The sequence below is a fragment of the uncultured Dubosiella sp. genome, assembly GCF_964018005.1.
GTDB classification, from domain to species: Bacteria; Bacillota_I; Bacilli_A; order Erysipelotrichales; family Erysipelotrichaceae; genus Dubosiella; species Dubosiella muris.
The window spans coordinates 21,263-45,348 of sequence record NZ_CAXHOA010000019.1 but is presented as its reverse complement, the minus strand read 5'-3'; the positions used below and the strand labels follow the sequence as shown (position 1 = coordinate 45,348).

Annotated in this window: 28 protein-coding genes; 5 read left to right on the top strand and 23 right to left on the bottom strand. The window is 53.1% G+C overall.

The window, feature by feature from the left end; translation table 11 throughout:
* Positions 1-22: 22 nt before the first annotated feature.
* From ABNS49_RS11670 to glyA, 9 genes are all read right to left on the bottom strand, one after another.
* The gene (locus ABNS49_RS11670; RefSeq protein ID WP_135980928.1) at positions 23-1,225 is read right to left on the bottom strand and encodes an NlpC/P60 family protein; all 1,203 of its coding nucleotides are present in this window, start codon (positions 1,223-1,225) and stop codon (positions 23-25) included.
* A 183-nt stretch (positions 1,226-1,408) separates the two neighbouring features.
* Positions 1,409-2,161, bottom strand: coding sequence for an HAD family hydrolase (locus ABNS49_RS11665; RefSeq protein WP_135980929.1), 753 nt, complete (start codon positions 2,159-2,161; stop codon positions 1,409-1,411).
* Positions 2,142-2,912 (bottom strand): HAD-IIB family hydrolase, encoded by a 771-nt coding sequence (locus ABNS49_RS11660; RefSeq protein WP_135980930.1) that lies wholly within the window; start codon positions 2,910-2,912, stop codon positions 2,142-2,144. Before ABNS49_RS11660 ends, ABNS49_RS11665 begins: the two co-directional genes overlap by 20 nt.
* A gap of 118 nt (positions 2,913-3,030) precedes the next feature.
* A complete protein-coding gene (gene tpiA, locus ABNS49_RS11655; RefSeq protein ID WP_135980931.1) occupies positions 3,031-3,777 on the bottom strand; it encodes a triose-phosphate isomerase in 747 nt (248 codons plus the stop codon).
* A gap of 15 nt (positions 3,778-3,792) precedes the next feature.
* Positions 3,793-4,974 carry a phosphoglycerate kinase gene (locus tag ABNS49_RS11650; protein WP_135980932.1) on the bottom strand — a complete coding sequence of 394 codons (1,182 nt, stop codon included), beginning with the start codon at positions 4,972-4,974 and terminating at the stop codon, positions 3,793-3,795.
* 150 nt (positions 4,975-5,124) lie between these two features.
* On the bottom strand, positions 5,125-5,877 hold the full coding sequence (locus tag ABNS49_RS11645) for a class B sortase (protein ID WP_288342190.1): 753 nt from the start codon (positions 5,875-5,877) through the stop codon (positions 5,125-5,127).
* A 10-nt stretch (positions 5,878-5,887) separates the two neighbouring features.
* Complete coding sequence (locus ABNS49_RS11640; RefSeq protein WP_135980934.1) at positions 5,888-6,220, bottom strand: hypothetical protein; 333 nt, start codon at positions 6,218-6,220, stop codon at positions 5,888-5,890.
* Positions 6,221-6,360: 140 nt separating this feature from the next.
* Positions 6,361-6,831, bottom strand: coding sequence for a 23S rRNA (pseudouridine(1915)-N(3))-methyltransferase RlmH (locus ABNS49_RS11635; protein WP_288342188.1), 471 nt, complete (start codon positions 6,829-6,831; stop codon positions 6,361-6,363).
* On the bottom strand, positions 6,828-8,054 hold the full coding sequence (glyA, locus tag ABNS49_RS11630) for a serine hydroxymethyltransferase (RefSeq protein ID WP_135980936.1): 1,227 nt from the start codon (positions 8,052-8,054) through the stop codon (positions 6,828-6,830). Before glyA ends, ABNS49_RS11635 begins: the two co-directional genes overlap by 4 nt.
* Positions 8,055-8,134: 80 nt before the next feature.
* Between glyA and ABNS49_RS11625 the strand changes: the two genes are divergently transcribed.
* Positions 8,135-8,680, top strand: a complete 546-nt coding sequence (locus ABNS49_RS11625; RefSeq protein ID WP_135980937.1) for an adenylate kinase — start codon at positions 8,135-8,137, stop codon at positions 8,678-8,680.
* Positions 8,681-8,712: 32 nt separating this feature from the next.
* On the opposite strand, the gene ABNS49_RS11620 is transcribed toward ABNS49_RS11625, so the two are convergent.
* From ABNS49_RS11620 to gnd, 14 genes are all read right to left on the bottom strand, one after another.
* A complete protein-coding gene (locus tag ABNS49_RS11620; RefSeq protein ID WP_135980938.1) occupies positions 8,713-9,684 on the bottom strand; it encodes a Gfo/Idh/MocA family oxidoreductase in 972 nt (323 codons plus the stop codon).
* Positions 9,681-10,349 carry a ribose 5-phosphate isomerase A gene (gene rpiA, locus ABNS49_RS11615; RefSeq protein WP_277820848.1) on the bottom strand — a complete coding sequence of 223 codons (669 nt, stop codon included), beginning with the start codon at positions 10,347-10,349 and terminating at the stop codon, positions 9,681-9,683. Before rpiA ends, ABNS49_RS11620 begins: the two co-directional genes overlap by 4 nt.
* A 14-nt stretch (positions 10,350-10,363) precedes the next feature.
* Entirely contained in the window at positions 10,364-11,272 is a 909-nt protein-coding gene (gene pfkB, locus ABNS49_RS11610; protein WP_135980940.1) for a 1-phosphofructokinase, read from the bottom strand.
* A 126-nt stretch (positions 11,273-11,398) separates the two neighbouring features.
* Complete coding sequence (locus tag ABNS49_RS11605; protein ID WP_135980941.1) at positions 11,399-12,247, bottom strand: MurR/RpiR family transcriptional regulator; 849 nt, start codon at positions 12,245-12,247, stop codon at positions 11,399-11,401.
* A 117-nt stretch (positions 12,248-12,364) separates the two neighbouring features.
* Complete coding sequence (locus tag ABNS49_RS11600) at positions 12,365-13,018, bottom strand: HAD family phosphatase (RefSeq protein ID WP_168353634.1); 654 nt, start codon at positions 13,016-13,018, stop codon at positions 12,365-12,367.
* A 36-nt stretch (positions 13,019-13,054) separates the two neighbouring features.
* Positions 13,055-13,699 carry a bifunctional 2-keto-4-hydroxyglutarate aldolase/2-keto-3-deoxy-6-phosphogluconate aldolase gene (locus ABNS49_RS11595; RefSeq protein ID WP_135980943.1) on the bottom strand — a complete coding sequence of 215 codons (645 nt, stop codon included), beginning with the start codon at positions 13,697-13,699 and terminating at the stop codon, positions 13,055-13,057.
* 11 nt (positions 13,700-13,710) lie between these two features.
* Positions 13,711-14,154, bottom strand: a complete 444-nt coding sequence (locus ABNS49_RS11590) for a PTS sugar transporter subunit IIA (RefSeq protein ID WP_135980944.1) — start codon at positions 14,152-14,154, stop codon at positions 13,711-13,713.
* 16 nt (positions 14,155-14,170) lie between these two features.
* Complete coding sequence (locus tag ABNS49_RS11585; RefSeq protein ID WP_288342183.1) at positions 14,171-14,971, bottom strand: hypothetical protein; 801 nt, start codon at positions 14,969-14,971, stop codon at positions 14,171-14,173.
* 12 nt (positions 14,972-14,983) lie between these two features.
* Positions 14,984-15,490, bottom strand: a complete 507-nt coding sequence (locus ABNS49_RS11580) for a PTS sugar transporter subunit IIB (protein ID WP_288342181.1) — start codon at positions 15,488-15,490, stop codon at positions 14,984-14,986.
* A gap of 31 nt (positions 15,491-15,521) precedes the next feature.
* Positions 15,522-16,376, bottom strand: a complete 855-nt coding sequence (locus ABNS49_RS11575; RefSeq protein WP_135980947.1) for a PTS system mannose/fructose/sorbose family transporter subunit IID — start codon at positions 16,374-16,376, stop codon at positions 15,522-15,524.
* A gap of 11 nt (positions 16,377-16,387) precedes the next feature.
* Positions 16,388-17,224: a PTS sugar transporter subunit IIC gene (locus tag ABNS49_RS11570; RefSeq protein WP_288342179.1), complete on the bottom strand. Its 837-nt coding sequence runs from the start codon at positions 17,222-17,224 to the stop codon at positions 16,388-16,390.
* 38 nt (positions 17,225-17,262) lie between these two features.
* Positions 17,263-18,372, bottom strand: a complete 1,110-nt coding sequence (locus ABNS49_RS11565) for an iron-containing alcohol dehydrogenase family protein (protein WP_135980949.1) — start codon at positions 18,370-18,372, stop codon at positions 17,263-17,265.
* 49 nt (positions 18,373-18,421) lie between these two features.
* On the bottom strand, positions 18,422-19,429 hold the full coding sequence (locus ABNS49_RS11560) for a D-isomer specific 2-hydroxyacid dehydrogenase family protein (RefSeq protein ID WP_289183347.1): 1,008 nt from the start codon (positions 19,427-19,429) through the stop codon (positions 18,422-18,424).
* A 1-nt stretch (position 19,430) separates the two neighbouring features.
* The gene (gnd, locus tag ABNS49_RS11555; protein ID WP_135980951.1) at positions 19,431-20,330 is read right to left on the bottom strand and encodes a phosphogluconate dehydrogenase (NAD(+)-dependent, decarboxylating); all 900 of its coding nucleotides are present in this window, start codon (positions 20,328-20,330) and stop codon (positions 19,431-19,433) included.
* A 257-nt stretch (positions 20,331-20,587) separates the two neighbouring features.
* On the opposite strand from gnd, the gene ABNS49_RS11550 reads away from it, so the two are divergent.
* From ABNS49_RS11550 to ABNS49_RS11535, 4 genes are read left to right on the top strand one after another with little or no spacing between them, the layout of a single operon-like run.
* Complete coding sequence (locus tag ABNS49_RS11550; protein ID WP_288342830.1) at positions 20,588-21,430, top strand: MurR/RpiR family transcriptional regulator; 843 nt, start codon at positions 20,588-20,590, stop codon at positions 21,428-21,430.
* 58 nt (positions 21,431-21,488) lie between these two features.
* Complete coding sequence (locus ABNS49_RS11545; protein ID WP_290092391.1) at positions 21,489-22,160, top strand: polyphosphate polymerase domain-containing protein; 672 nt, start codon at positions 21,489-21,491, stop codon at positions 22,158-22,160.
* Positions 22,127-22,795, top strand: a complete 669-nt coding sequence (locus ABNS49_RS11540; protein WP_289183345.1) for a DUF4956 domain-containing protein — start codon at positions 22,127-22,129, stop codon at positions 22,793-22,795. The genes ABNS49_RS11545 and ABNS49_RS11540 overlap by 34 nt, the downstream gene beginning before the upstream one ends.
* Complete coding sequence (locus tag ABNS49_RS11535) at positions 22,792-24,075, top strand: carbohydrate-binding domain-containing protein (protein WP_290092390.1); 1,284 nt, start codon at positions 22,792-22,794, stop codon at positions 24,073-24,075. Before ABNS49_RS11540 ends, ABNS49_RS11535 begins: the two co-directional genes overlap by 4 nt.
* The last annotated feature ends 11 nt before the right edge of the window (positions 24,076-24,086 follow it).

Here is a 24,086-nt window from a genome sequence, read left to right as displayed (position 1 = left end):
ATACCGTCAGGCTTTTATGGTTTTATCTTTGCACTTGAATGTACTGAGGCGCTCCAACACCGCCATCGTATACGGAAGCGATGACAGTCTGCCCGTTGTAATTGCCATGAACCGCCTGTCCATCTCCGATATAGATCGCGATATGGTCGACACCACGGCCGCCATTATCGTAATAAATCAAGTTTCCGGCCGTTGGCGTATCCGTGTAATATCCATACTGACCCGCGTATTGATCCGGCCATAACTGGTACGCGTCGCTCACGCCCGACATCGCAAGAGCCTGCTGAACGACCTGCGTGCACTGCAAGCCATCCGTCACGCCAACAAGCGTCTGCGCGTTGGCAGCGATCGAAGCGTTCAAATCCGCGTAGCTGTCCGTTGGCGTTTCCACTGGCGCTTCCGGCGCCGGTGCCTCGTACACTGGCTCGTCCACGACTGGTTCCTCGTAAACCGGTTCGTCGACAACCGGCTCTTCGACCACTGGTTCGTCTACAACTGGTTCTTCATAAACCGGCTCGTCTACGACCGGCGTTTCATCAACCACTGGTGCGTCTACGACTGGTGTTTCGTCAACCACCGGGGCTTCCGGTGCTGGTTCTTCCACGACATTTTGATCCGCTGGAATTTCTTCAACCGGCGCTTGCTCGACAACGGTATTGTCAACAACCGGGGTTTCAACATTCACGTTTTCCACAGGCACTTCCGGTGTCGTTTCATCCACAACCGGTGTCGTGATCGTTTCTTCGACAACCGGCGTTTCCTCAACGACCGGTGCGGCTTCTTCCGCGGCGGCTTCCTGCGCTGGGGTTTGTTCTACAGGAGCCGGTGCCGTTTCAACCGGCGCGGCAACTGCCACCTCCACTGGAGCGGCTTCGACAGGTGCCGGCGTTTCCTCGGCCTGTTTGTTGATTTCCTCTTCAACAGCAGCCTTGCTGACTTCTGTTACTGTTTCCTTCACATTTCCCATAATGTTGGAAGAAACACTAGCAGCGGTTGCTTTCTCTGTAGCATCCGCATCGACTGTTCCATCTTCTTCGGAAAAATAGTAGCTCTTTCCTTCGATTTCCTGCCATCCTTTTGCTACTGTTGAATCGTTGTTCACATATTTATCGCCATGCCAGCCTGGCTGCGTTTCCATCGCGTACACTGTCGCAACGACCGGAAAACACGAAGCGACGCAAAGCACGGCGGCAACTTTTTTACCATTGTTTTCAACAAAGTTCATTTCGGTTCTGACCTCCCCTACATACTACATACAATTCACTAATCAACCTAATCTTAATTCATACTTAGAATACCACGTTTGATAGGTAGAATCAAATTTTTTTCGGACGACGCCGTCCCCGATTCGCAAAACTCCATGGTGCCTATTATACACATTTCAGTCACGATAGTAAACCGATACGCTCTATGAATCCGCTTCCAAAATCCGGTGGATCCACTCGGCCACGCTACCCACCACCGCGCCGGCTTGCGCCTGGACTTCTTGCGGCGAACGATGAAACGTCGCCCCGTTTTCGTTGTAGACGATCATAGGCAAGTCGTTAAACGAGTCGCCAATCGTGTACACATCGGCAGCAGACACGCCCAAATGGCGGACAAGCACATCCAGACCGGTCGCCTTGGAACAGCCTTTCGGAATGCAGTCCAAAATCGTGTTGTTGATATAAACCGAAAGCCCTGTCTTTTCTTCCACCTCTTGTTTGTGGGCCCGCGCGCTTTGCTCGGTGTCGAAAAAAAACGAAAAGCTGTTGATCCACTCCCCGTCCAGCGCGCGGACGTCCTCGATATGGGTAATCATCGAATCCTTGTCCCCGGGCCGCTTTGGCAGCGTCGTGAAGTAGTTGTCTTTGGAGTGGATGAAGAAATGCTCGTCTTTGTATTCCCGGACAAGGTCTTTGACAAGACCGGTGTCGATTCGGTTTTGGAGCAAGTAATGCATTTCTTTGTCCAAAACGACCGATCCCGTGTTGACAATGTAAAAATCGGGTCGGAAGTCCCACTGGTCAAAAAACGGCGTGATGCCGTTAAGCGGACGACCCGTACAAAAGCCAAATAAGTTTCCCGCCTTTTGAAAGGCTTTGACCGCCTCCAAATCCGCCGGATCAAACGCGGAATCCACATAAAACGTTCCATCAAAATCACTCGCCAGTATTTTCATTGTCTTCCTCCATCAAGTATGCAATGCATTGCGCCAGCGATGAAACGACATGTTTCGCCTTTTTTTGGATCCCGGCCGGCGCGAAATCAAACGTGTAGCTGTCCGGCACGCCTTCGATCATCGGCAAGTCGTTGTAGTTGTCGCCAATGCAGGCGACCTGCCCGGCTTCCAGCCCGTAAAACGAGGCCGCGAAGTCGATTCCTCGCTTCTTCGAATATCCTTTCGGAACAAAATCAACCGATGGACCGTTTTGATAAAACGCCACTTCGTTTCTCAACGCCTCTAGCCGCGGCAGGACCGCCTCGATTTCTTCCAGCGTTTCGTACTCGATGGACACGTGGACGATGTCCTGGTCTTGCACCAAGTCGGGCGAAGCCAAATCGTCTGCCAGTTCGCACCAGCCCGTCAAAAACCCGATGTCCGCCAGCGAACCGTACATGCCCGTCTTTGTCGAAACAAACAAGTTGTGTCCGTCCATCAACGAATAGATCTTTTCAAATGTCGGGTAGGGAATGGTTTTCTCGTACACGATCTTCCCCTTGTCGGCGAAGGCCGCGCCGGAGGCCCCAATCACAAAATCGAACCGGATGTCTTTTGTTTCCAGTTCCAGCAGGTTTTTCATCGGACGTCCCGAGCACAACCCGAACTTGTTTCCCGCCGCCTGAAACCGGCGGATCGCTTCCAGATCTTCGGCATGGTAGCCGTCTTTAAAGTGCAATGTGCCATCGTAGTCGCTTGCCAGCATTTTCATACTCTTTCCTCCATCTTAACGAACTTTCTCTTTTTTTTCTTGCATTTTCCAATCAAAAAATAACACGATTTCGACAAAAAAAGAAGAAGCCGTCGCTTCTTCTTAAAAATAAATGGAATTATTTTGTTTTTTCGATGATTTCGATAAAGCTGTCCGGCTTCAAGCTTGCCCCGCCAATCAAAGCGCCGTCGATGTCTTCCTGAGCCATGTATTCGACGATGTTGCCAGGTTTTACGCTTCCGCCGTACTGGATGCGAACCTTGTCTGCCGCTTCGTCGCCAACCATGTCGCGCACAACGTCGCGAACGAGCTTGCAGCAGTCTTCCGCGATTTCAACCGAAGCCGATTTGCCGGTACCGATCGCCCAGATTGGCTCGTAGGCGATCACGATGTTTTCGTACGCTTCCGCCGGAATGTCTTTGAGCGAGCCGTTCAGCTGCGCCGTGATGACGTCTTTTGTCTTGCCGGCATCGTATTCCGCTTCGGTCTCGCCGATGCAAAGAATAGGCGTGATGCCCGCGTCGAGCAGCTTCTTCGCTTTTTTATTCACGGTTTCGTCCGTGTCGCCAAACATCTGGCGGCGTTCCGAGTGACCGATGATGCAGTATTTCACACCGAGCTCCTCGAGCATTGGAACCGATACTTCACCTGTGAACGCGCCGGAATCTTCGAAGTGGCAGTTTTCCGCCGCAACGATCAAGTTTTCCGCGTTGTCAAGCGCCGTGCGAAGATCCGTAAAAGGAACGCCGACACCATACAAGCCTTTATCCGTTTTCGCAACGCCGTCGACTTCTTCAAAGAACGCTTTCGTCTCCGCGTTGTTTTTGTTCATTTTCCAGTTTCCAACGATAATGATATCTCTCATGCTCTGTTCCTCTTTCTACTTTTCCGAAATGATCGCGATACCTGGCAGGGTTTTTCCTTCCATGTATTCCAGCGACGCACCGCCACCTGTCGAGATGTGGGAGAACTTGTCTTTGAATCCAAGCTGGATCGCTGCCGCTGCCGAGTCGCCGCCGCCGATCACCGTGATGGCATCCGGAAGTTCAGCGATCGCTTCGCATACCGCAAGCGTTCCTTTGGCGAAGTTTGGCATTTCGAATACGCCCATCGGGCCGTTCCATACGACCGTCTTCGCGCCGTCGAGCGTTTCCTTGAACAATTCGATTGATTTTGGTCCAATGTCAAGACCCATCCATCCATCCGGGATGTCGCCTTCCACGATTTCCGTGTTCGCGTCGTTCGAGAAGCTGTCCGCGATCACCGTGTCGACTGGCAGAACGATTTTGCCTTTGCCTTTTTCCAGCGTCGCTTTGGCAAGTTCCACTTTGTCGTCCTCGCACAGCGAGTTTCCGATCTTGTGTCCAAGCGCTTTTTCAAACGTGTACGCCATACCACCGCCAACGATGACCTTGTCGGCTTTTTCCAGCATGTTTTCGATCACGCCGATCTTGTCGGATACTTTCGCGCCGCCAATGATCGCCACGAACGGATGCGCCGGCTCGTCAACCGCTTTGCCAAGCATGTCGACTTCTTTTTCAACCAGGAATCCAAGCGCGTTTTCCGCGATGTTCGAAGGGATGCCTACCGTTGAAGCGTGGGCGCGGTGAACCGAACCGAACGCGTCTTCCACGAACACGTCGCCCAGGCTCGCCCAGTATTTTCCAAGTTCCGGATCGTTTTTGCTTTCGCCTTTTTCGTAACGCGTGTTTTGCACGAGCAGGATTTCCCCATCTTTCAAGTCCGCCACGTCTTTTTCAAGCTCTTCGCCGCGCGTAACCGGGCAGAATGTCACTTTTGTTCCAGGCAGAAGCTCGGCCAGACGAACCGCAACGCACTCCAGGTTGTTTTTCGCCTTGTCCTCTTCCGTTTTCACCTTGCCCAGGTGCGACATCAAAATTACTTTCGCGTTGTTCTCCAACAAGTATTTGATTGTTGGCAGCGCCTGAATGATTCGATTGTCGTTTGTGATCACGCCGTCTTTGCGAGGCACGTTAAAATCACAACGAACGATGACCTTTTTTCCAGCAACGTCAAGGTCTTTGACAGTCTTTTTAGCCATTAACAATTCCTCCTATGAATTTCAATCGGCTATATTATACCACTTGCGAAAAATCGTGACTACCTTATTTGTGCATTTTTTCACACAATGGAACAGCTTTCTTTTTCCCCAAAACAAAAAGATCCGCCCTTTCAGGCGGATACGCGTCGTTTACATTTCGGACGGGGTGTCCGTTTGCTCCACGAGCCGGGCGCCCACAAGAAAGCGCCGGCTGCTACCCACGCCTACGCACGTCGACAAAATCAGCACATCGGGATCGTCTTCTTCCACCGGGCGGACCCGCTCGCCGGCCGACTGTTGCATCTCGGCAATCAAATCCTTCAACTTGGCCGGATCGCTAAAATCCTCGCTGCCCAAAATGAGCCGGTCGTCAAACTCGGTCACCGCGAACACCTCGTAGCGAAGCCCTTTACCCGCCTCGGTGTACACGTAAAAGTTTGGATGCGCTTGAAAAAAATCGAGATCCTCCAGCTTGTGCAGCTCGGAGAACATCGGCTCGTAGCCTGGCGCGAACGCGGTATGGCCGTAAACGACCGTGACCGGATCGCTGAAATCGCGCGTGTTTTCCTTTTGCGTGTACAGCGAGCCCGCCTCGTCATACGTGCCATCCGGCTTGTGGAGCAAGTAGTAGTCCTCCTCCATGTCCGGCTTGCTTTGGTAAATCGGATAGTCCACATTCGTGTCCGGTACCGAGATCCAGGCGTACACGTCCTCGTTGGCGGCGTTGAGCGTCTCGAAATCCACGTTCCGGTTGACCGGGTCGTTGAGGTCGATCTTCTTTTTTTCCTCCACGACTGGCGGCTGCGGTTCCTTTTCGGCCACCTCCGTTTTCGAGCATCCCGTCGCCGCCAGCACAGCCAGCAGCAGGCAGCCGAATTTGACTTTCTGTTTTTTCTTCGTCATCCCTTTTCCCCTAACGCTGCTTCGCCTTGAGCAGCTCGTTTTCCAGTTCGCGCGCCCGCTTGACGCACGCGTGGTACTCGAGCGAGTTTTTCGTCAGGATGCGGTCGTTCACCTTCGCCTCAATCGTTTCGCCCGATCGCATCGTCAGCTTCAAAAGCACATTGACGATCTCGTTGCCGTGGGCCACGCTGGACGAAAGCATGTGGGTGATGGCGTCCACCGTGACTTTGGAGCCGCCTTTTCGGATCACTGGAACAACCACTTCGATTTTTTCAATATCGCGTAAGTCGACTTTGCGCTTCGGCCGGTCGATATACACGTCGTTTTTGCTAATGCGAATCATAATCTCCTCCCAATTCTCTTTTGTTATAGTAAAGAAATTATATCATTTCATGATAATAAAAATAAGACGTTTCCCTGTCCACTTGGTCTGGATTTTCAACCACTTGTTCCGCTTTCGAAAAAGAACCGCGAAAAAGCGGTTCATTTATGATAGTTTCGGTGGTTGTTGATCATGAACGCCCGATACACCTGCTCGAGCACAAGCACACGGGTCATTAAATGCGTAAACGTCAAATCCGACAGCTTCCAGCGCGCGTTGGCGCGGGAAAGAAGCGCTTTGGAAGGTCCCAGGCTGCCCGCGATCACGAACACTAAATTTCCTGAGCGCGTCTGCCACTGTTCGAGCTTGGCGGCAAAGCTCTCGCTCGACTCCATCGCGCCATGCAAATCCAGAAGAATCACAAAATCCTGGTCGCGGATCTTTTCCAGCACCCGCTTTCCTTCTTTGTCTTTGATGATCGTCATTTCCGCTTCGCGCTCGATGTGGTCGTTGGCTTCATCCTTCACCTCGATGACTTCCATTTTCGTAAACGCGCCCAGACGCTTGACGTATTCCTTTTCGAGCGCCAGTAGCGCTTTGTCCTTGTTGCGCCCGATGGCGATCAGCTTCAAATTTGCGCCTCCACCGGGAACCGGGCCGTTAGCGCCTGCACATCGTTGCGAACCGCCTGCGCATGTTCAGCCGTTCCGTTGGTCAGCACGTCGACGATCCAGTCGCCCACCTGCTCGAACTCGGCTTCCTTGAATCCGCGCGATGTCATGGCCGCCGTTCCCAGACGGATGCCGCTAGTCACGAACGGTTTTTGCGTTTCAAACGGAATCGTGTTTTTGTTGCACGTGATACCCGCCTCGTCCAGCAGCTTCTCGGCGTCCTTTCCCGTCATGCCAAGCGACGACATCGTGTCGAGCAAGATCAAATGGTTGTCACTGCCATCCGACACCACGCGCCATCCGGCGTCCTTGAATTTTTTCACAAGAACCTGCACGTTTTTGAGCACCTGCTCCATGTACGTTTTAAATTCCGGCTGGCTCGCCTCCCACAAGCAAACGCCCTTGGCGGCGATGACGTGCTCGAGCGGACCGCCCTGCATACCCGGGAACACGCGGGAATCGAGCTTCTTGCCAAATTCCGCCTTGCAGAACACCATGCCCCCGCGTGGACCGCGTAGCGTCTTGTGGGTCGTCGTCGTCACGAAATCCGCGTAGGGAATCGGCGACGGATGCAGCCCAGTCGCCACAAGACCGGCGATGTGCGCCATGTCGACCATCAAATAACAGCCCGCTTTGTCGGCGATCTCGCGCAACCGTGCGAAGTCGATGACGCGCGGATACGCGCTGGCGCCCGCCACGATGAGCTTTGGATGATGCTCGAGCGCGAGCCGCTCGATCTCGTCGTAGTCGATCGTTTCCGTTTCTCGGTCGACGCCATACGGAATAAACTCGTACGTCCGGCCCGAGAAGTTGAGCGGATGCCCGTGCGTCAAGTGGCCGCCGGCCGCCAGATCCATGCCCAGCACCTTGTCACCCGGTTCCAAAATCGTATTGTATACCGCCATATTCGCCTGTGATCCCGAATGCGGCTGGACGTTGACGTATTCGGCGCCGAACAGCTTTTTCGCCCGCTCGATCGTCAGCGTTTCCGCCTCGTCGACGTACACGCAGCCGCCATAGTAGCGTTTGCCCGGATAGCCTTCCGCGTATTTATTTGTTAAAACCGATCCTTGCGCCTCGCGCACTTCGTGCGACACGAAGTTTTCCGACGCGATCAGCTCGACATTTTTCGTTTGTCTTCCCGCTTCTTTTTCAATGATTGAAAACATTTCAAGATCTTTCATTTTCTTTCTCTCCTTTTCATTTGATTATAGCATTCACCTAGTTTTTTTGATACCTTTATAGGAAAGAAAAAGGAGACTGTATGATCATTTTCATCACCGGACCGACGCATACCGGAAAAACGAAACTCGCCCAGAAGCTCCTGGAACGCCTGCATATTCCGTATTTGTCCATCGACCATCTCAAAATGGGCCTCATCCGCACCCGGACGATTCCGTTTTCTGTCGAGGACGACGAGAATCTCACCGCATGCCTGTGGCCGATCGTGCGCGAAATCGCCAAAACCGCCCTGGAAAACGACCAGGATCTTATCATCGAAGGGTGTTACTTCCCGTGTACATGGAGAAACGACTTCACGCCCGACGAGCAAAAAACGATCCGCATGCTCGCCATCGCCCTCGATCCGGCGTACATCGACATGCATTTTGACGCCATCGTCCGCCACGCCAACGACATCGAGACGCGCCTGGACGATTCCGGCCTGACAAAAACCGCGTTGATGCGCGAAAACGCCGCATTCATCCAACGATTTCAAGAAGCCGGCGAAACGGTGCATGTGATCCGGGACGACTACGAAGCCCAAACGCGCGACCTTGTGAATCGTTTGAATCGAAAAGACGGAGCGTGAATCCAATCCATTCACGCTCCGTCCGGGGATCATCATTCAAACGGGTAGATCATTCCCCATTGTTTTCGAATTTCCGTCAACGTCGCCATCACGTCCCGGATATACCGCAGGTTTTCCTCTCCCCCGCGATTGCGAACGTATTCCTGCATGTCCCGCACTTCGTAGTCGAGCGCGTACGCGCTTTCTCCAAGCTCGATCGTTTCCACATGTCCATCGGCGGTATACGTGATCGTAGCCTTGTCGCCTCGCGGGTAGTTGCTCACCTCGATATAGCCAAGCTCGCCCGCGATCACGCCGCGTTTGGGCTGCTTGGCGCGCATCGTCAGCGCCATCACCGCCATCTGGCCTTCCGGATTGCGCAAAATGATTCCCGAGGTTTCGTCGACGCCCGTTTCAAAATAATTCGCCGTCGTCAACACGAGATTCGGCTTGCCCGACATGAAGTATCGGGCAAAGCTTGTCGCGTACACGCCAATATCGAGCAGCGCGCCTCCCGCCAGCTCCTTCGAAAAAAAGCGATTCGTCACGTCGTACTCCTTGCAGCTGCCAAAGTTGACCTGCACCATCTTCACGTCCCCGATGATTCCATCGTCCACGATTTGTTTCAGCTTTTTAAATAAAGGCATATGGAACAAAGTCGTTCCATCCATGATCACAAGATTTTTCGCTTTGGCGATCGCAACCGCCTCTTCCAGCTGCGCCTCGTTGACGGTGATCGCCTTTTCGCAAAACACGTGCTTTCCCGCCTTCAGCGCCTGGATCAAATACCGGTAATGTAAATTGTGCGGGGTGGCGATATACACGATATCCACACGATCATCCGCCAGCATTTGCTCCGCGGTTTCATATACGTTTTGCACGCCGTACCGTTTCGCGTATGCCTGCGCGGACTTCACGCGCCCGCTGCACACCGCGAAAATTTCCCCGTTGACCCGGTTCAACGCTTCCGCCATCTCCGTGGCGATCCATCCCGTACCGATAATTCCCCAGTTTAGCTTTTTCATTTTACCTCCTCTTGAATCCATCTCGTTCCATTTTCATCCACACACAAAACCAGATCCACTTTGCCGACAAACAGCGAAGTGTCCACGATTCCCGTTATCCCGCAAAGTTGACGATTTAGCCGCTTTGGATCTTCCACTCCGTCAAATTTCGCTTCCATGATCATATTGCCATGATCGCTCATCGTATACCCGTCCTTGGCGGCGCTCGTCCGCATGGAAACGTCGGCCCCAAGCTTTGCCAGCTCTTTCCTTACGTAACCAAGACTTTCCGGAACGATTTCGATCGTGACGCTGTGCGCAAACGGTAACCGCTCGAACACCTTGGACTCATCCACCAGCAGCACGTAACGCTTCGCCATGGACGCGATGATTTTTTCCTTCGTATGGATCGCGCCACCCGACTTAAGCGCGTTCAAATGCATGTCCACCTCGTCGCACCCGTCAAAGGCGATATCCACATTTTCCACCGACCAGGTCGGAACCACAGTCAAGCCACGCGCGACACAATGGCTTGCCGTTTGAAAGGAAGGCGACACCACTTGAATGTCCAGTCCCTTTTCCCCGATCAACTCCACCAGGCACTGCACGGTGCCTCCGCCGCCAAGACCAACGATCATTCCGTCCTCGATCAAGCCCAGCGCTTCTTTCGCGCACCTATTTTTCAATTTCCTTTGTCTTTCTAAGCCCATTGCTTTACCATTTCTTCGATCTTTTCCCGTTTGGCCAAATCCCGGCTAAACGCGGTCGCCCCGCCACACGCGGTCGCCAGCTTCAACGTATCCGCGTAAGATTTGCCGGATAAACACCCGGCCACAAAACCCGCGACCATGTAATCGCCCGCGCCAACCGAGTTGACGACCTCGCCCTGACATACACCGATGCGATTCGACTGGCCATCTTCATCAATCAGCAGCGAGCCGTCTTTCGCCATCGAGATCAACACGTTTTGCGCACCCATATCCTGCAGCTTTCTGGCATATCGCTCGACTTCCTCGATTGTGTGGATTTCCACCTCGAACAGATCCGCCAGTTCGTCCTTGTTTGGCTTGATCAAAAACGGTCTGTACGACAATGTCCTCAACAGCAGTTCTCCTGTCGCATCCACAACAACTTTGATTTCTTTCGATTGCAGTGGTTTCATGATGCCCGCATAAATCTTCGCATCCATTGTTTGCGGAACGCTGCCCGATAAAATCAGGACATCGCCATCGTTTAACGCCTCAAGCTGAGTCTGCAGTTTTTCAACATCTCCATCCCTGACGACAGGCCCCATGCCGTTGATTTCCGTTTCCTGATCGCCGCGCATTTTCACGTTGATCCGCGTCATCCCGTCCGCCACTTCGATAAACCTTGAACAAAGCCCCAGTTCCTCCTCGACTCCGCGCGCCAGCTCTTTCCCGGTAAAGCCGGCTACGAAGCCGAAGCATTGACTTTCCAGTCCAAGCTCCTTCAAAATTTTCGAAACGTTGATTCCCTTGCCGCCAAAATATACATGTTCCGTCTTCACCCGATTGACTTCGCCCGCCGCAAAGGATTCGACGGTGACGACGTAATCCAACGCCGGATTCATCGTTACTGTGTATATCATTTTCACGATATCTCCTTTCATGAAATTTATTTCCATACACAATATATCATGACATATATTTTTCGTCAATTATCTTTAAATGAAATTAATTTTCTTTTCAAAGCAAAAAAAAGCCGGAAAATCCGACTAGTTTTTATCGCCCGCGATCGCGTTTTCATGTCTGGCAATCGAAGCGTACGCGTCCGGCCGCATCGAAGTGAGGAAAAGATAGAGAATTTCCACCACCAGAGTCGCTGATACCCGCGAAAAGCAGTATCCGTCAAGAAAGACTTTTTCACGCGTCGCCGTCGTGATATGAAAATCGCAGCGTTTCGCGACCGACGACTGTTCGTTGTTCGTAATCGCGACCACCGTCGCTCCCTTTTCTTTCGCCGCCTCAATCGTCATGACGACTTCGCGCGATTCTCCCGAATTGGAAATGGCGATCACCACATCCTCTTTCCCTAAATTGTACGTAAAGCCGACCTGGGCTTCCCAAATTGTCTGCGCGACCGCCAGAATGCCGATTTGATTCAGCTTAAACGCGCCGTCGAGTGCGACCGGAATCGTGTTGCCGGCCGCGACAAACTGCACAATTCGCGCTTGATTGACGCGCGTAAGAACCGCATCCAGCACGGCTGGGTCCATCATCGAAACGGTTTGTTTGAGCTCTTCCGTTTTATTCGCCAAAATATTTTGCAGCGACTGCTCCATCTCGCGCGCCGAAATGCGATTCGACAAATTCGTATCGGTCAGATGGGCGTCCACCATTTCCTTCGCTATTGATATTTTCAAATGATGAAATCCCTTGGCGCCGATCTTCCTGCAAAACCGGGAAACCGACGCCTCGCTCGATCCGGACGCTTGCGCCAGCTCTCCCACCGTCATATCAACCACTTTATCATAGTGGTTGATCATATATTTCGCGATCTTCTTCTCCGATTCGAAAAAAGAATCATAGCTTGAACAAATCGTGTCCATTATCGTTTTTTCCATTGCCGCCTCCGTATCGAAATTTCATGTCCAGCAAGCCCATGAATATTGTTTTCACGTCCATCATAAAATATTTCAACAAAAAGCACAACAAAAGCCCGCCAAACGCGGGCTCCCGTTTTATTCGTTTTTCAGCAAAAACGACATATCCTTCTCGATTTTTTCCCCAATTCTTGGATCGACCCGTCGATCCTCGATGACTTGCACGACATCCAGTCCCGCGTTCCTTGCCGCCTGTACGCCAATGGACGAGTCCTCGAGCACGAGCGCCTTGTCCTTCGGGGTGCCGGTGAGCGCGAGCGCCTTTTCATAAATGTCGGGCGCCGGTTTGACATGCTCGACATCGTCGGCGTTGACCATGACATCGAACAAGTCAAAGACCCCGGTCTTTTTCAAAATATCGGTGGCACGTTTTTTACGGCAGCTGGACGCCAGCGCGATTTTCTTTCCATCTTTTTTCAGCTGTTCAAGCACTTCCTTGACGTACGGCAGCAAGTGCAAGTCGCCTTTGTCCAGCGATTCGTAAATAAAATCCTCCCGCACTTGAAACAATTTGCCATACAGCGTCGGATCGTGGAACTGGTCGACAATGAACTGCTCGCACGACATCGCGCTTTTCCCGTTCCACGAAGCGATAATGGCGTCGTCCACATGCAAACCATACGCCTCGAACGCCTTTTTCCAGCCAATCCGGTAAATATCCTCGCTATTGACAAGCAACCCGTCCATGTCGAAAATGAACGTGTCGTAGTCCTCTCTCCAGTTTTTTTCCATCAAGCAAACCTCCCCGCCTGAAGGATACCACATTTGTCACGCACGATAACCCGCAATGATCTCCACCAGTTTTTTCGCCTCGTTCGTCACCGCGTCGAAATCGCCTGTTTTCGCGCCCTTCGTCAGCGATCCGCCAAGGCCAACCGCCACGGCGCCCTGGTCGAGCCAGTCCTTCAAGTTGTCGGCGCTCACGCCTCCAGTCGGCATGAACTGCGCCTGCGGCAGCGGGCCGTGGAACGCCTTGATCGCCTTGGCGCCATACAGCTCGCCTGGAAACAGCTTGATGATGTCGGCCCCGTATTGGAGCGCGTCCGCGATTTCCTTGACCGTCACCGCGCCCGGGAAGCACGGTATTTGGTACAAGTTGCACAGCTTCATGATGTCCTTGTCAAAATGCGGGCACACCACAAAGTCGGCCCCGGCCAAAATGGCGAGCCGGGCGCTCACGATGTCCAGCACCGTGCCGGCGCCGACGACCATGTCCGGCTTGTCCTTGTTGGCCTCCTTGATTTTGGCGATGACCTGCTCGGCGTGCGGGATCGTGAACGTGATTTCCATCAGGTGGATCCCGCCCTTGTAAATGGCGTCCACCATCTTGTTTACTTCCTCAAAGCCGGCGCCGCGGATGACCGCGACAAGCTTTTCCTTTTTTAACGTTTGTATCGTTTCCAGTTTACCCATTGTCTTTCTCCTTAAAAATCCATATCTTCCTCGGCCAGATCCATCGGGGAGTGGTGCCAGACGTTGACGCCCTCCTTGCCCTGGTACGAAACGAGGTCGGGAATGTCGTGAAACGGCGTGCCGATGATTTGATGGTTGATCGTTTCCAGCACCATCGGCATGTTCAATCCGCTTAACACATACACGTTGTCTTTGCGCGTCTCCTCCATTTGATTCGTGATCAGCAGAGACTGGTTGTAAGGGCTCGCGTTCAGCAAATCCGTCATGACGATGACGCCGTCGCCCTGGTCGACTTTGTCGACCGCCGTGTTGATTTTGGCGCCCAGCGCCTCCACGTCGTCCCCTAAATTCAGGTTGACGCATTCCATATTGTCTGTGACCCCGAAAATGACCTGGGCCGCGCTTTTAAATCCTTCGCTCAAGTTTCCATGAGCGGCAAGTACGATTCCTAACATACGATTCCTTTCCTGTTCAAGCCAGCCACCGCGTGACTTGCTCGATATTGTTTTGGTTGATTGTTTTAGCGTGAAGCTGTTTTGAGCTCAACACGTAGCGGTCTGCCTGCTTGCTGGCGGCAAACACGCGCTCCACGCCCTCCTGACTGACTCGATGCAGCGGCGCGTCGGCTCCTACGCAATCCAGAAAAACGAGCCGGCATCCTTTTTTCGCGTTCAGGCTTTTTTTCAATTCTTTAAACGAGCCGTGCGCCCTCTCCACAAAGACGAACGCTGTCGATTTTGGCGCGCATTCCACCATGTTGAGCATCGCCAAAATCGAGGATGTGTTACGCACAAGCGAAGGCGAGACGGACGATCCGTCGCGGATCATCCGCGCCCATCCAAACAGAAGCAGAAAGCCGAGTCCGAAAACCACGACGCCAACGCCTTGGACTTTCATACGGAAGAACATCCCGGCAAGCGCGATCGTCGCGACAAGCCAGCACGCGATATCAAGTCCTAGTTTGCGCATCGTCTTTCGTTTCACGTCCTGTACGTCGAGCAAGTCCAAATCGCCAAGCACGGGTCTTGCGCCTTCGAAGTACGTCACGATGATTTGGTCCGCCTTTGCCGGATCATGCACGACGACACGGTATGCCGGCTCTTTTTTCGTGCCGGTGTTCTCGACGCGCACATCGGCGTCGAGCACCTGCAAATCGGTCGCCAGCGCCCGGACGAATTTTCGTTTTTGACGTTTCGTGTACCGTTGCCGAAACAAGTACTGGTAGTGAAACAGCCAGTCGTTCCAGCGTTCGGATCGTTTTTCCGCTTCCATACGCGCTCCTTTCTACAAGTCGAACTTCTTCAAAATTTCCTTCAATTCCGTTCTTGGAAGAGACGGCGTGGCTTGGAAGTAAATGTCCTCCACCCCGTATTTCTCGTTCATTTCCTTCAGCAGCAGCGCGTCGTTCTTGTTCAAATACACCGCCTTGGTGACCTGCAAATCGGTAGCCGGATCCTTTTTCGCGATGCCGCCGATGTTTAGCTCCTTCATTGGCACGCCGTGCTTGACAAGCTCGTACATGACGCCAACCGTCTTGGCGATCAAAATACAGCTATAATCTTTAAAGTTGAACTCGTCCCAGTAGTATTTCGCCTTGTCCGGTGTGATGACGATCGTCTTTTGTCCGGTCCGTCCGCCAGCGCTCTTGTACAAGCCGCGCATAAATTTGTCTTTCGCCACGACTTCGTCCACCACGAAGATGGAATTGACACCCGCTTTCTGCGACAGTGTCGTCATAACCTGTCCGTGAATTAAACGCTCGTCCACCCGAGCCAAATTGATTTCTCCCATGATACACTCCTTTATTATTTTTTTTTCTTCTTTACAAAATACCAATCGCGGCTAAAACGATCAGGATCAATGTCAGCCACAGCAAGCCGTGCGTGACTTTCAAGCCTTTCTTCTGATAGAAGAAGTAGACGCCCATGACGACGGCAAGCGGCAGGATGCCCGGGATGATGGAGTCCAGTAGCTCCTGGAGCACGAATTCACGTCCGGACAAGTTGAACGCCAGCGACGACGTGACTTTGACGTAGTTGCCCGCCAAAATACCCATCATGAACATACCGAGCACGGACAGCATTTCGATCGCCGACTGAATCGCCGAGCTTTGAAGCAAACCGGTCGCGTTGCGTCCCATGTTGAACGACTGGTGCGCCAAAAACAAGCCAAGCGCCAGCTGGTACGTCGCGAAACAGATGAACGGGAAGATGGCGCCCATCGGGCTGCCTTGCTGCGCCCACGGAATGGCCATCGCGATAAAGATGTACTGCACAGTACCCGAGTCGATGGCGTCGCCAATGCCGGCCAAAGCGCCCATCAAGCCCGCCTTGGTGTTATAAAGCAAGTCGTCGGACATGAGGATGTCCTCGTGGTTGTATTGCTCGGCGGCGCGCTGCGCCTCCATGCTGGCCATCAATCCGGTGATGACGCCGCCGCCCCACGACAGCTGGGTGTTGAAGAACAGCAGCTGGCGCTTGTACGCCTTTTTCAGCTCTTCCGGATCTTTATACAGCTTTTTCAAAATCGGCATCATCGCGTACAGCAGCGATGGCGCGACGTATTTTTCAAACGAGTGCGGGATCTCGTTGGCAAAGTGCCAGCGCACGTACGTGCGGGTGATATCCTTTTTCGTCAATGTTTCAGGTTTTTGATCTATATTATTGTTTGTGTTCATACGTTTGCTCCTTAAAAACCATCGTCGTAGTCGTCGTCATCGTCTTCGATCACGCCTTCGACTACCGTTTCCGTAGCCGCTTTGGCGGCCGGCTGACGTTTCAGCTGCGAGTAGATCACCGCGATAATGACACCTAGAACGGCGTAGGTTACCATCGTGATCTTGAGCGAGGCGAAAATAACCGACATAAAGTAGGCGAGAAAGAAGAACACCATCAAGTCCTTGCGGCCGATGACGTAAATCGTCGTCGCGATACCAATCGCGGCCAATCCGTTTCCTACCACCTGCAAAATGTGGATGAACGCCGTGCCTTCCAGCGCCGCGATCGCGTTGGCGATCAACGGAACGCCCAAATACAAGGCGATAAAGATCAGCGGAACGTACAGCACGAACGACACGATCGTCGGATACGTGATAATCGAGCGGGAAATGGCTTTCTCGTCCATCTTCTCCACGGCCCGGTCCGTCGCCTGGCCGACAAACGTGTTCAGGAAGAAGCGGAACTGGTACAAGTAGCCGCCAAGCAGTCCAACCGGCACGGCGATGGCCACGGCTTCGGTGGCATCCAAATCGCCTAACAGCGCGACAGGCACCGCGATGGCCGCCGCGACGCAAGGCTCGCTTGGCATCGAGCCGCCTGGCGAGAACACGCCCATGTAAATGAGCTGCAAAGCGGCCGTGACGATCATAGCGTCTTTGACCTGATTCATGACGACGCCGCAAATCAGACCGGTCATCAACGGACTAAAACGAAGGGTAAGAGTGGCGCCTCCAAGCAGCCATCGGGACATGACCGCCGCGACCCAGAGGGCGATAATCAAGCTTTGAGTGATACTAAGTGTTTCCATATGTGTTTACCTATGATTTTGTTTTTTCTCTATTGTTCTTATTGATAGCGCGTCATGTAGTCTTCCAGCCGCAACAGCTTGTCTTTTAAAATGGCTGGATTGATTTCGATTGGAATCAGGTGGACTTTTTCCTTGCCATCCATGAACGCGACGATTTGGTCGACGACTTGCTCATCTTGCGGATACAAGTTCATTTGATGCATCGAAAGCGGCAGCTTCAGCTCTTTGTACATCGGCATCAGCGCGTCGATTTCGTCCCATTTGTCTTCCAGGGCGAGCTGGTACAAAATGCCGTACGCCACTTTTTCTCCATGCAAGTACTCGTGGCTGGCCGGGATGTATTTTCCCATGCCATCATGCAAGGCGTGGGCCGCGGCGTTGCGCGCGTACTTGTCGCCCAGACCGCCAACCAGTCCGGCCACCGCAATGATGATTTCCGACAACCGGACGAATTCGTCGGAAACGACTTTGTGTTTCATGTCCTCGATCGCTTTAGAGCCATCGTTCAAAATGGCTTGCCGGCACACTTCGGTGGCGGCTTTGGCCATTTGCAGGAACGGCTCGTTTTCCAGCGACGACTGCTCGAGGATGGCGACCGACTCGTACCATTTCGCCAGCGTGTCCGCCAGACCGGCGATAAAGTATTCAACCGGCGAGTCGATGACAAGATTCGGATCGGTAATCAGGAACGCCGCCTGGCGCTTGTAGTGTTCGGATTTGCCTTCGGCTTCCCCGTTTTCCTTGTACATGACGGACAACGGCGTCCATGGCGCGCAGTTGCTGGCCAGCGTCGGGATCACACCATACGTCACGTTGGACAGATGGCCGGTGACGCCGACGAGGTCGCACAGCTTGCCGCCCCCGACTCCGATGACGAAGTCGATGTTGTTGTCTTGGATGATTTGGTCGAGGACGCCCGCTTCCTGGTAGCTGCATTCACCGCTGTAGGTGTGATAGACGAAACGATAATTTGGATCGTTCAAAAAGGTGAGAAACGGCTTGGCGACTTGCCAGGAGCGCGTTCCGTGCACGATGAGCACGTTTTTGGCCTGATGTTCTTTCAGCAGACTTGGCACTTCGTTTTCGATCGCCTTGTCGCAATACATGTAGTATTCAGGGCCGCATTTGATTTTCATATTGTTCAGCATATTTTTTTCCTTCTTTGGTTCTTTATGATGGGTTTCTTCGATGAATATGCTATAGTGGGAGTACAGAAGAGCTTACAGGCTGGACCGCGCGGTCCGGGCATTCGCCCCTTACCGCTTTTTCGATGTCATCCACGCATTTCAGGCCCATGTTTTCCAGACACTCCATCGTATAGGCAGACGTGTGGGGCGTCACGATCACATTGTCGAAACGCAAATACGGATGGTCGGCATGTCCCGGTTCCACTTCGAGGACATCCGTCGCGAATCCCGCGATCTTTCCTGATTCCAACCCTTCTACGACGGCTTGTTCATCCACAAGCGCCCCCCTGGCACTGTTGGAGATGTACACGCCGTTTTTCATTTTTTCCACTTCTTCAAAAGAAAGCATATGATAGTTGTCTTCGTTCAAGCTGGCGCACAGGCAAATGACGTCGCATGTTCGAAGCAATTCATCCAGTTCCACTTTTTTCACGCCGTAAGTGTCCATCGTCAGCTGATCCACGTTGGGATCGTACGCGCACACCTCGCACAAAAATCCGCCGCGCAAGATTTGCGCCACCAGACTGCCGGTGTTGCCGATCCCGATCAGGCCGGCTTTTTTATGGAGCAGCGAGTGGCCGACGTATTGGGCCCGCTCTTTCCAGCGGTCGTTTCGGGCGGCGGTGGCGGACTGCCACGTCTTGCGCATCAGCGCCAGCAAGTTGGCGACGTTGTTTTCCGCGACCGCGTCCCGCTCGACCAAGGCAGAAACGATCGAAACGAGCGTGTCGTGGGCTTTGGCCGCCTCCAAGTCAATGTTGTTGTAGCCAATGCCGTGACGGGAAATCAACAGCAGCTTGTCCTTGTTTTCGAAAAACGTCTTGTCGAAAAACGGGGTGACGCTGGAAATGATCAAGTCGTATCCGTCCAGCAGCCGCGCGAGTTCTTCGCCGGGAATGTTTTGATCGACGGTGAACCGCTTGACTTCGCCAATTTTTTCCAGCCGCTTCACGTGTTCGGGAAAGATTCGTCCAAAGCTGCTCGAGTTGACGAGCGCGATTTTATGAGGCTTCGTCATGTCACTTTTCCTCTTTGACGATGGAATGCCCGCCAAATCCTTTGCGCATGGACGCGACGACTTTGCCGGTGAACGTGTCGTCTTCCAAACTGCGGTTGCGCATCATTTGCGCCATCGCGATGACAGGAACCGGCACTTTCAAATCCAGCGCCTCCTCGATCGTCCACTGACCTTCGCCGCTGGAGAACATGACGCCTTTGACGCTTTCCAGATTCGGATCTTCCTGGAACGCTTCTTCCATGAGCTCGACGAGCCAGCTTCGGATGACTGAGCCGTGGTTCCACAGCTTCGCCACTTTAGCGTTGTCGTAGTCGTATCGCGAGTGCTCGAGCACGTCGAAGCCTTCCGCGATGGCTTGCATCATGCCGTATTCGATGCCGTTGTGTACCATTTTCAAATAATGTCCGCTGCCCGGCTTGCCCGTGTACAAGTAGCCATCGGGCGCCGCGGTCTTTCGGAAAACGTCTTCCACCACTTCAAACGCTTCCGGATCGCCGCCGATCATGTAGTTGGCGCCATAGCGCGCCCCGCTCATGCCGCCCGAAGTCCCGGCGTCCAGGAAATAGATGCCGTGCTCCTTCAGCAAATCGTAATGTTTTAGCGAATCCTTGTAGTTGGAATTGCCACCGTCGATGACGATATCGCCCGGCTTCAAAAGTTCGGCTAGCTTGCGCATCATGTCGTCGGTGATTTCACCAGCTGGCAGCATGGACCAGACGATGTTTCTTTCGCTGCCGTCCAGCAGCGCCTCGACACTTTCCGCCACGGCAATCCCGTCTTTTTTCGCTTCGTCGCGCGAATGGGCGTCGATATCGAATCCGACGACGTCGATGCCGTGTTCCAACATGTTCCGGCTGATATTCAGCCCCATTTTTCCAAGACCGATCATTCGTACTTTCATGATTGATCTCCCTCCTTCATTTATTCAGTGGTACCGCTTACACTGTTTATTATAAAAAAAGTTTTTATGTTGTATACTCATATGACTAAAAATTTTTTTCAATTATTTCGATAGACGAAACGGGTTTTTCGGGTTAAAATTCTAATATAAAAATTATTTTCATATATTCAACGTTTTGCGATGAAAAGACGAAAATATAATTCAATGGAATTAAAAAAAAGAAAAAATTTTTCAAAACGGAAAAGGAAGTCAAAATCATGAATAAAGAATTTTACAGCCGTCTCGATTCCATCTATCCAGACATGTCCCCGACCGAGCGGAAAATCGCGGACTATTTAAAAGACGCCGACGCCAACACGTGCTATTTAAGCATTCAGGAGCTCGCCAAAGCCATCGACGTTTCCCCTTCCGCCATCTCGCGTTTCACCAAACGCGTCGGCTTCAACAACTATCAGGAAATGCGGCTGATGCTCGCCGACACGCAGGAAAATACGAAAGAGGTGTTTTTTCCTGAAATCGACGAAACCGACTCGATCATGAACATCGCCAAGGCGTCGTTTCAAAACGGCATCAGCTCCTTGTCGTCGACGCTGGCCATTTTGAACGAGGACTCTTTGACGCGGGCGCTCGCCATCTTGACGAACGCGAGAAAATGCGGCATCTTCGGACTGGGCGCCTCCAAAATCATGGGCGAGGCGGCATGCCAGCGTTTTTTGCGCACATCGCTCGATACCCGTTTTTTCGCCGACTACCACATGCAGCTGATGCTGTCGGGCACGTTGACGCCGCAAGACTGCGCGCTTGTCATTTCCCATACGGGGCGCAACAAGGATATTTTACGCATCGCGGATATTTTGCGCGAAAACAAAGTGCCGACGATCGTCGTGACGAGCAGCGCCTCGGCGCCGCTCACCCGTAAATGCGATGTCTTCCTCTTTTGCGTCAGCGAGGAAACGAAATACCGGCCGGAAGCCATTTCGAGCAGCATTTCCCATCTCATGCTCATCGACACGCTGTTCACGTTGTACGCCATCAAAACCGATTCGAATCCGGAGTACTTTACCCGGATCCGTAAAATCGTCAACTCCACGCGTCAGTAATTTTGAAAACTGGCGCTTTTTTCAGTTCCGTTTAAGGTTTTTGGCTTACAGTACAGCCATGGAAACGATTTTTCAGCGCTACGAGCAAAAATACATTCTTTCTCCAAACGCCTTTCAGCAGCTCATGCACGCTTTGCGCGGCCGTCTGCAGGAAGACCGGTACGGACGCTATGTCGTGCGAAACGTGTATTACGATACGGACGACATAGCGATGATCCGCCATTCTTTGTCAAAGCCTGGCTACAAGGAAAAGCTGCGGATGCGCCAATACGAGGGCTCGCCGTACGTATTCATCGAACTGAAAAAGAAAGTGGGAAAAACCGTGTACAAGCGGCGGATGCTTACGCACGCGCCCATCCGGCAAATCCAGCGCGAGATCGAGTGGTTTTTAAACACCACGCACGCGCTTCCAAAAGTCGCGATCAGCTACGACCGGCAGGCGTTCGTTTCAACGGACGACCCCAACTTGCGCATCACGTTTGACGCTCGTGTCCGGTTTCAATGCGACGCGCTTGATTTTCTTCCTCACGACACGGAACGGCTTTTGTTTGAACAGGAAAAAATCATTATGGAAATCAAAACAAAGAACGCCATTCCGTTGTGGCTTGGCCAAATTCTAAGCGCGCTGAAAATCTTTCCATGTTCATGCTCCAAATATGGCATGATTTATTCCCGTTATTTAGCAAAGGAGGGTGTATGTTCACCAGTTTCATTGATTCCAACGCGCTGACTGTCACACAGTTCGCGACGTGTCTGGCCGCGTCTTTGTTTTGCGGCTTCGTGATTGCCGGCGCGTATACGATTAAAAACACGTATTCGAAAAGTTTCATTTCGTCCATCGTCCTGTTGCCGGCCATCATCCAGACGATTATCCTACTCGTCAACGGAAATCTTGGCACGGGTGTTGCGATCATGGGGGCGTTCTCGCTCGTCCGCTTTCGCAGCACCCCGGGCACAAGCAAGGAAATGTCGACGATCTTTTTAGCGATGGCGGTTGGCCTGGCGACCGGTATGGGACAAATCGGCTTCGCCTTGTTTTTTACGGCCGCGATGAGCGCGCTGTCCGTTGTCCTCCATCTTTCCCGCTTTGGCGAAACGCCGGCAAGGCGTAAAACGCTGAAAATCACAATGCCGGAAACGATCGAGTCGGTGGACGTGTTCGATTCGGTGCTGCGCGAGTACACGACGTCGTTTTCCTTGCGGCGCCTGAAGACGAGCAACCTGGGCTCGTTGTTCGAGGCGGAATACGAAGTCGATTTAAAAAAGAACGTGGCGTCCAAAGCGCTGATCGACGACTTGCGCGTATGCAACGGCAACCTGCCGATTTCCTTGTACACCGCCGTGGCGATGGAGGAATCGCTATGAAAAAGTTCGGGTTGATCGCGCTGCTCGCCCTGGCTGGATGCGCCGCGCCGGCAACCGAAAGCCAGACAACGGCGGAACAACCCTCATCGAACGAAACCGCATCCGCGAACAGCCGCACCCTTTCCGGCATCGTGGAAGAACCGGTCGTTATCGACAGCGAGGGCGATGTGACGGTCACGCTGGAGGACGCGGATGTGGATTCGATTACGATCCAAAACGCGAAAAGCGCGACCATCGTCTTAAAGAGCGATTCGATCGTGCGTTCCGCGACGGGCGGATCCAGTTCAGAGGAGGACGCGAAGGCGGCCATTTATGCGGACTGCCCGCTTGTGTTGAAGGGAGAAGGATCGCTGGCGATCGAGGGCGCGGCCGATCATGGCGTGTTTTCCAAAGACACGATCACAATTGAGTCGGGGACGTACGCCATTTCGTGCGCCAATGACGGCATCAAGGGAAAGGATGGCGTAACGGTCCAGGATGGCGCAATCAACGTGGAATCGGGCGACCACGCCATCGCGTCCACGAAAAACAAGGATGGCGAGCTTGGCTCCATCTCGATCGAGGGCGGGACGCTGACGCTGAACGCGCAAGGTGACGGCTTGCACGCGACTGGCCCGGTCGTCGTAAACGGTGGCACGCTGACGATTGACAGCGCGCAGGAAGGCATCGAAGGCCAGACGGTGTCGATCCATGGCGGCAACACGACGATCACGGCCGCAGACGATGGCATCAACGCCAGCGATCCAGACGGAAAAGATACAGGTGGCATGGATCCGTTTTCCCAGTCGTCTTCGGATTGTCTCATTGAAATCACGGGCGGACAGACGAGCGTGACGGCCAATGGTGATGGTCTGGATTCAAATGGCTCGCTGCGGGTATCGGGTGGCACGACCTTCGTGTATGGCCCAGAAAGCGGCGGCGATTTCGCGCTCGACTTCGACCAGGAAGGCTCGTTTACGGGCGGCACGCTAGTCGCGACCGGATATGCGGGCATGGTGGAAACACTGAATAGCGAATTCCCTTCGCTGATGGCCGGCTTGCCGCAAAACGCGGGTTCGAACGTGCAAATTGAGCAAAACGGAAAATCCCTGCTTTCGTTTACGCCGACGCACGCTTTCGAAGTGCTGCTCGTATACGATGGACAGTTCCAGACTGGCGACTCGCTTTCGGTGCTTGGTGAATCGGTGACGTTGTCGCAAGGCGTCAACACGATTGGAAACGTGCAGGAAGGACCGGGACCGCAAGGCGGTTTTGGAAATCCACAACCTCCCCGGCGATAAGACCGTTAAGA

Coding starts and splice junctions, on each gene's coding strand:
- ABNS49_RS11625 (WP_135980937.1), top strand. CDS start 8,135: ATGATCATTTTCATCACCGGACCGACGCATACCGGAAAAACGAAACTC.
- ABNS49_RS11580 (WP_288342181.1), bottom strand. CDS start 15,490: ATGGGAGAAATCAATTTGGCTCGGGTGGACGAGCGTTTAATTCACGGA.
- pfkB (WP_135980940.1), bottom strand. CDS start 11,272: ATGATATACACAGTAACGATGAATCCGGCGTTGGATTACGTCGTCACC.
- ABNS49_RS11670 (WP_135980928.1), bottom strand. CDS start 1,225: ATGAACTTTGTTGAAAACAATGGTAAAAAAGTTGCCGCCGTGCTTTGC.
- ABNS49_RS11600 (WP_168353634.1), bottom strand. CDS start 13,018: ATGGAAAAAAACTGGAGAGAGGACTACGACACGTTCATTTTCGACATG.
- ABNS49_RS11595 (WP_135980943.1), bottom strand. CDS start 13,699: ATGGGTAAACTGGAAACGATACAAACGTTAAAAAAGGAAAAGCTTGTC.
- ABNS49_RS11665 (WP_135980929.1), bottom strand. CDS start 2,161: ATGAAAATACTGGCGAGTGATTTTGATGGAACGTTTTATGTGGATTCC.
- ABNS49_RS11570 (WP_288342179.1), bottom strand. CDS start 17,224: ATGGAAACACTTAGTATCACTCAAAGCTTGATTATCGCCCTCTGGGTC.
- ABNS49_RS11605 (WP_135980941.1), bottom strand. CDS start 12,247: ATGGAAAAAACGATAATGGACACGATTTGTTCAAGCTATGATTCTTTT.
- ABNS49_RS11640 (WP_135980934.1), bottom strand. CDS start 6,220: ATGATTCGCATTAGCAAAAACGACGTGTATATCGACCGGCCGAAGCGC.
- glyA (WP_135980936.1), bottom strand. CDS start 8,054: ATGAAAGATCTTGAAATGTTTTCAATCATTGAAAAAGAAGCGGGAAGA.
- ABNS49_RS11540 (WP_289183345.1), top strand. CDS start 22,127: ATGTTCACCAGTTTCATTGATTCCAACGCGCTGACTGTCACACAGTTC.
- ABNS49_RS11565 (WP_135980949.1), bottom strand. CDS start 18,372: ATGCTGAACAATATGAAAATCAAATGCGGCCCTGAATACTACATGTAT.
- ABNS49_RS11535 (WP_290092390.1), top strand. CDS start 22,792: ATGAAAAAGTTCGGGTTGATCGCGCTGCTCGCCCTGGCTGGATGCGCC.
- ABNS49_RS11590 (WP_135980944.1), bottom strand. CDS start 14,154: ATGTTAGGAATCGTACTTGCCGCTCATGGAAACTTGAGCGAAGGATTT.
- ABNS49_RS11650 (WP_135980932.1), bottom strand. CDS start 4,974: ATGGCTAAAAAGACTGTCAAAGACCTTGACGTTGCTGGAAAAAAGGTC.
- gnd (WP_135980951.1), bottom strand. CDS start 20,330: ATGAAAGTACGAATGATCGGTCTTGGAAAAATGGGGCTGAATATCAGC.
- ABNS49_RS11575 (WP_135980947.1), bottom strand. CDS start 16,376: ATGAACACAAACAATAATATAGATCAAAAACCTGAAACATTGACGAAA.
- ABNS49_RS11585 (WP_288342183.1), bottom strand. CDS start 14,971: ATGGAAGCGGAAAAACGATCCGAACGCTGGAACGACTGGCTGTTTCAC.
- ABNS49_RS11550 (WP_288342830.1), top strand. CDS start 20,588: ATGAATAAAGAATTTTACAGCCGTCTCGATTCCATCTATCCAGACATG.
- tpiA (WP_135980931.1), bottom strand. CDS start 3,777: ATGAGAGATATCATTATCGTTGGAAACTGGAAAATGAACAAAAACAAC.
- ABNS49_RS11660 (WP_135980930.1), bottom strand. CDS start 2,912: ATGAAAATGCTGGCAAGCGACTACGATGGCACATTGCACTTTAAAGAC.
- ABNS49_RS11545 (WP_290092391.1), top strand. CDS start 21,489: ATGGAAACGATTTTTCAGCGCTACGAGCAAAAATACATTCTTTCTCCA.
- ABNS49_RS11620 (WP_135980938.1), bottom strand. CDS start 9,684: ATGAAAAAGCTAAACTGGGGAATTATCGGTACGGGATGGATCGCCACG.
- ABNS49_RS11645 (WP_288342190.1), bottom strand. CDS start 5,877: ATGACGAAGAAAAAACAGAAAGTCAAATTCGGCTGCCTGCTGCTGGCT.
- ABNS49_RS11560 (WP_289183347.1), bottom strand. CDS start 19,429: ATGACGAAGCCTCATAAAATCGCGCTCGTCAACTCGAGCAGCTTTGGA.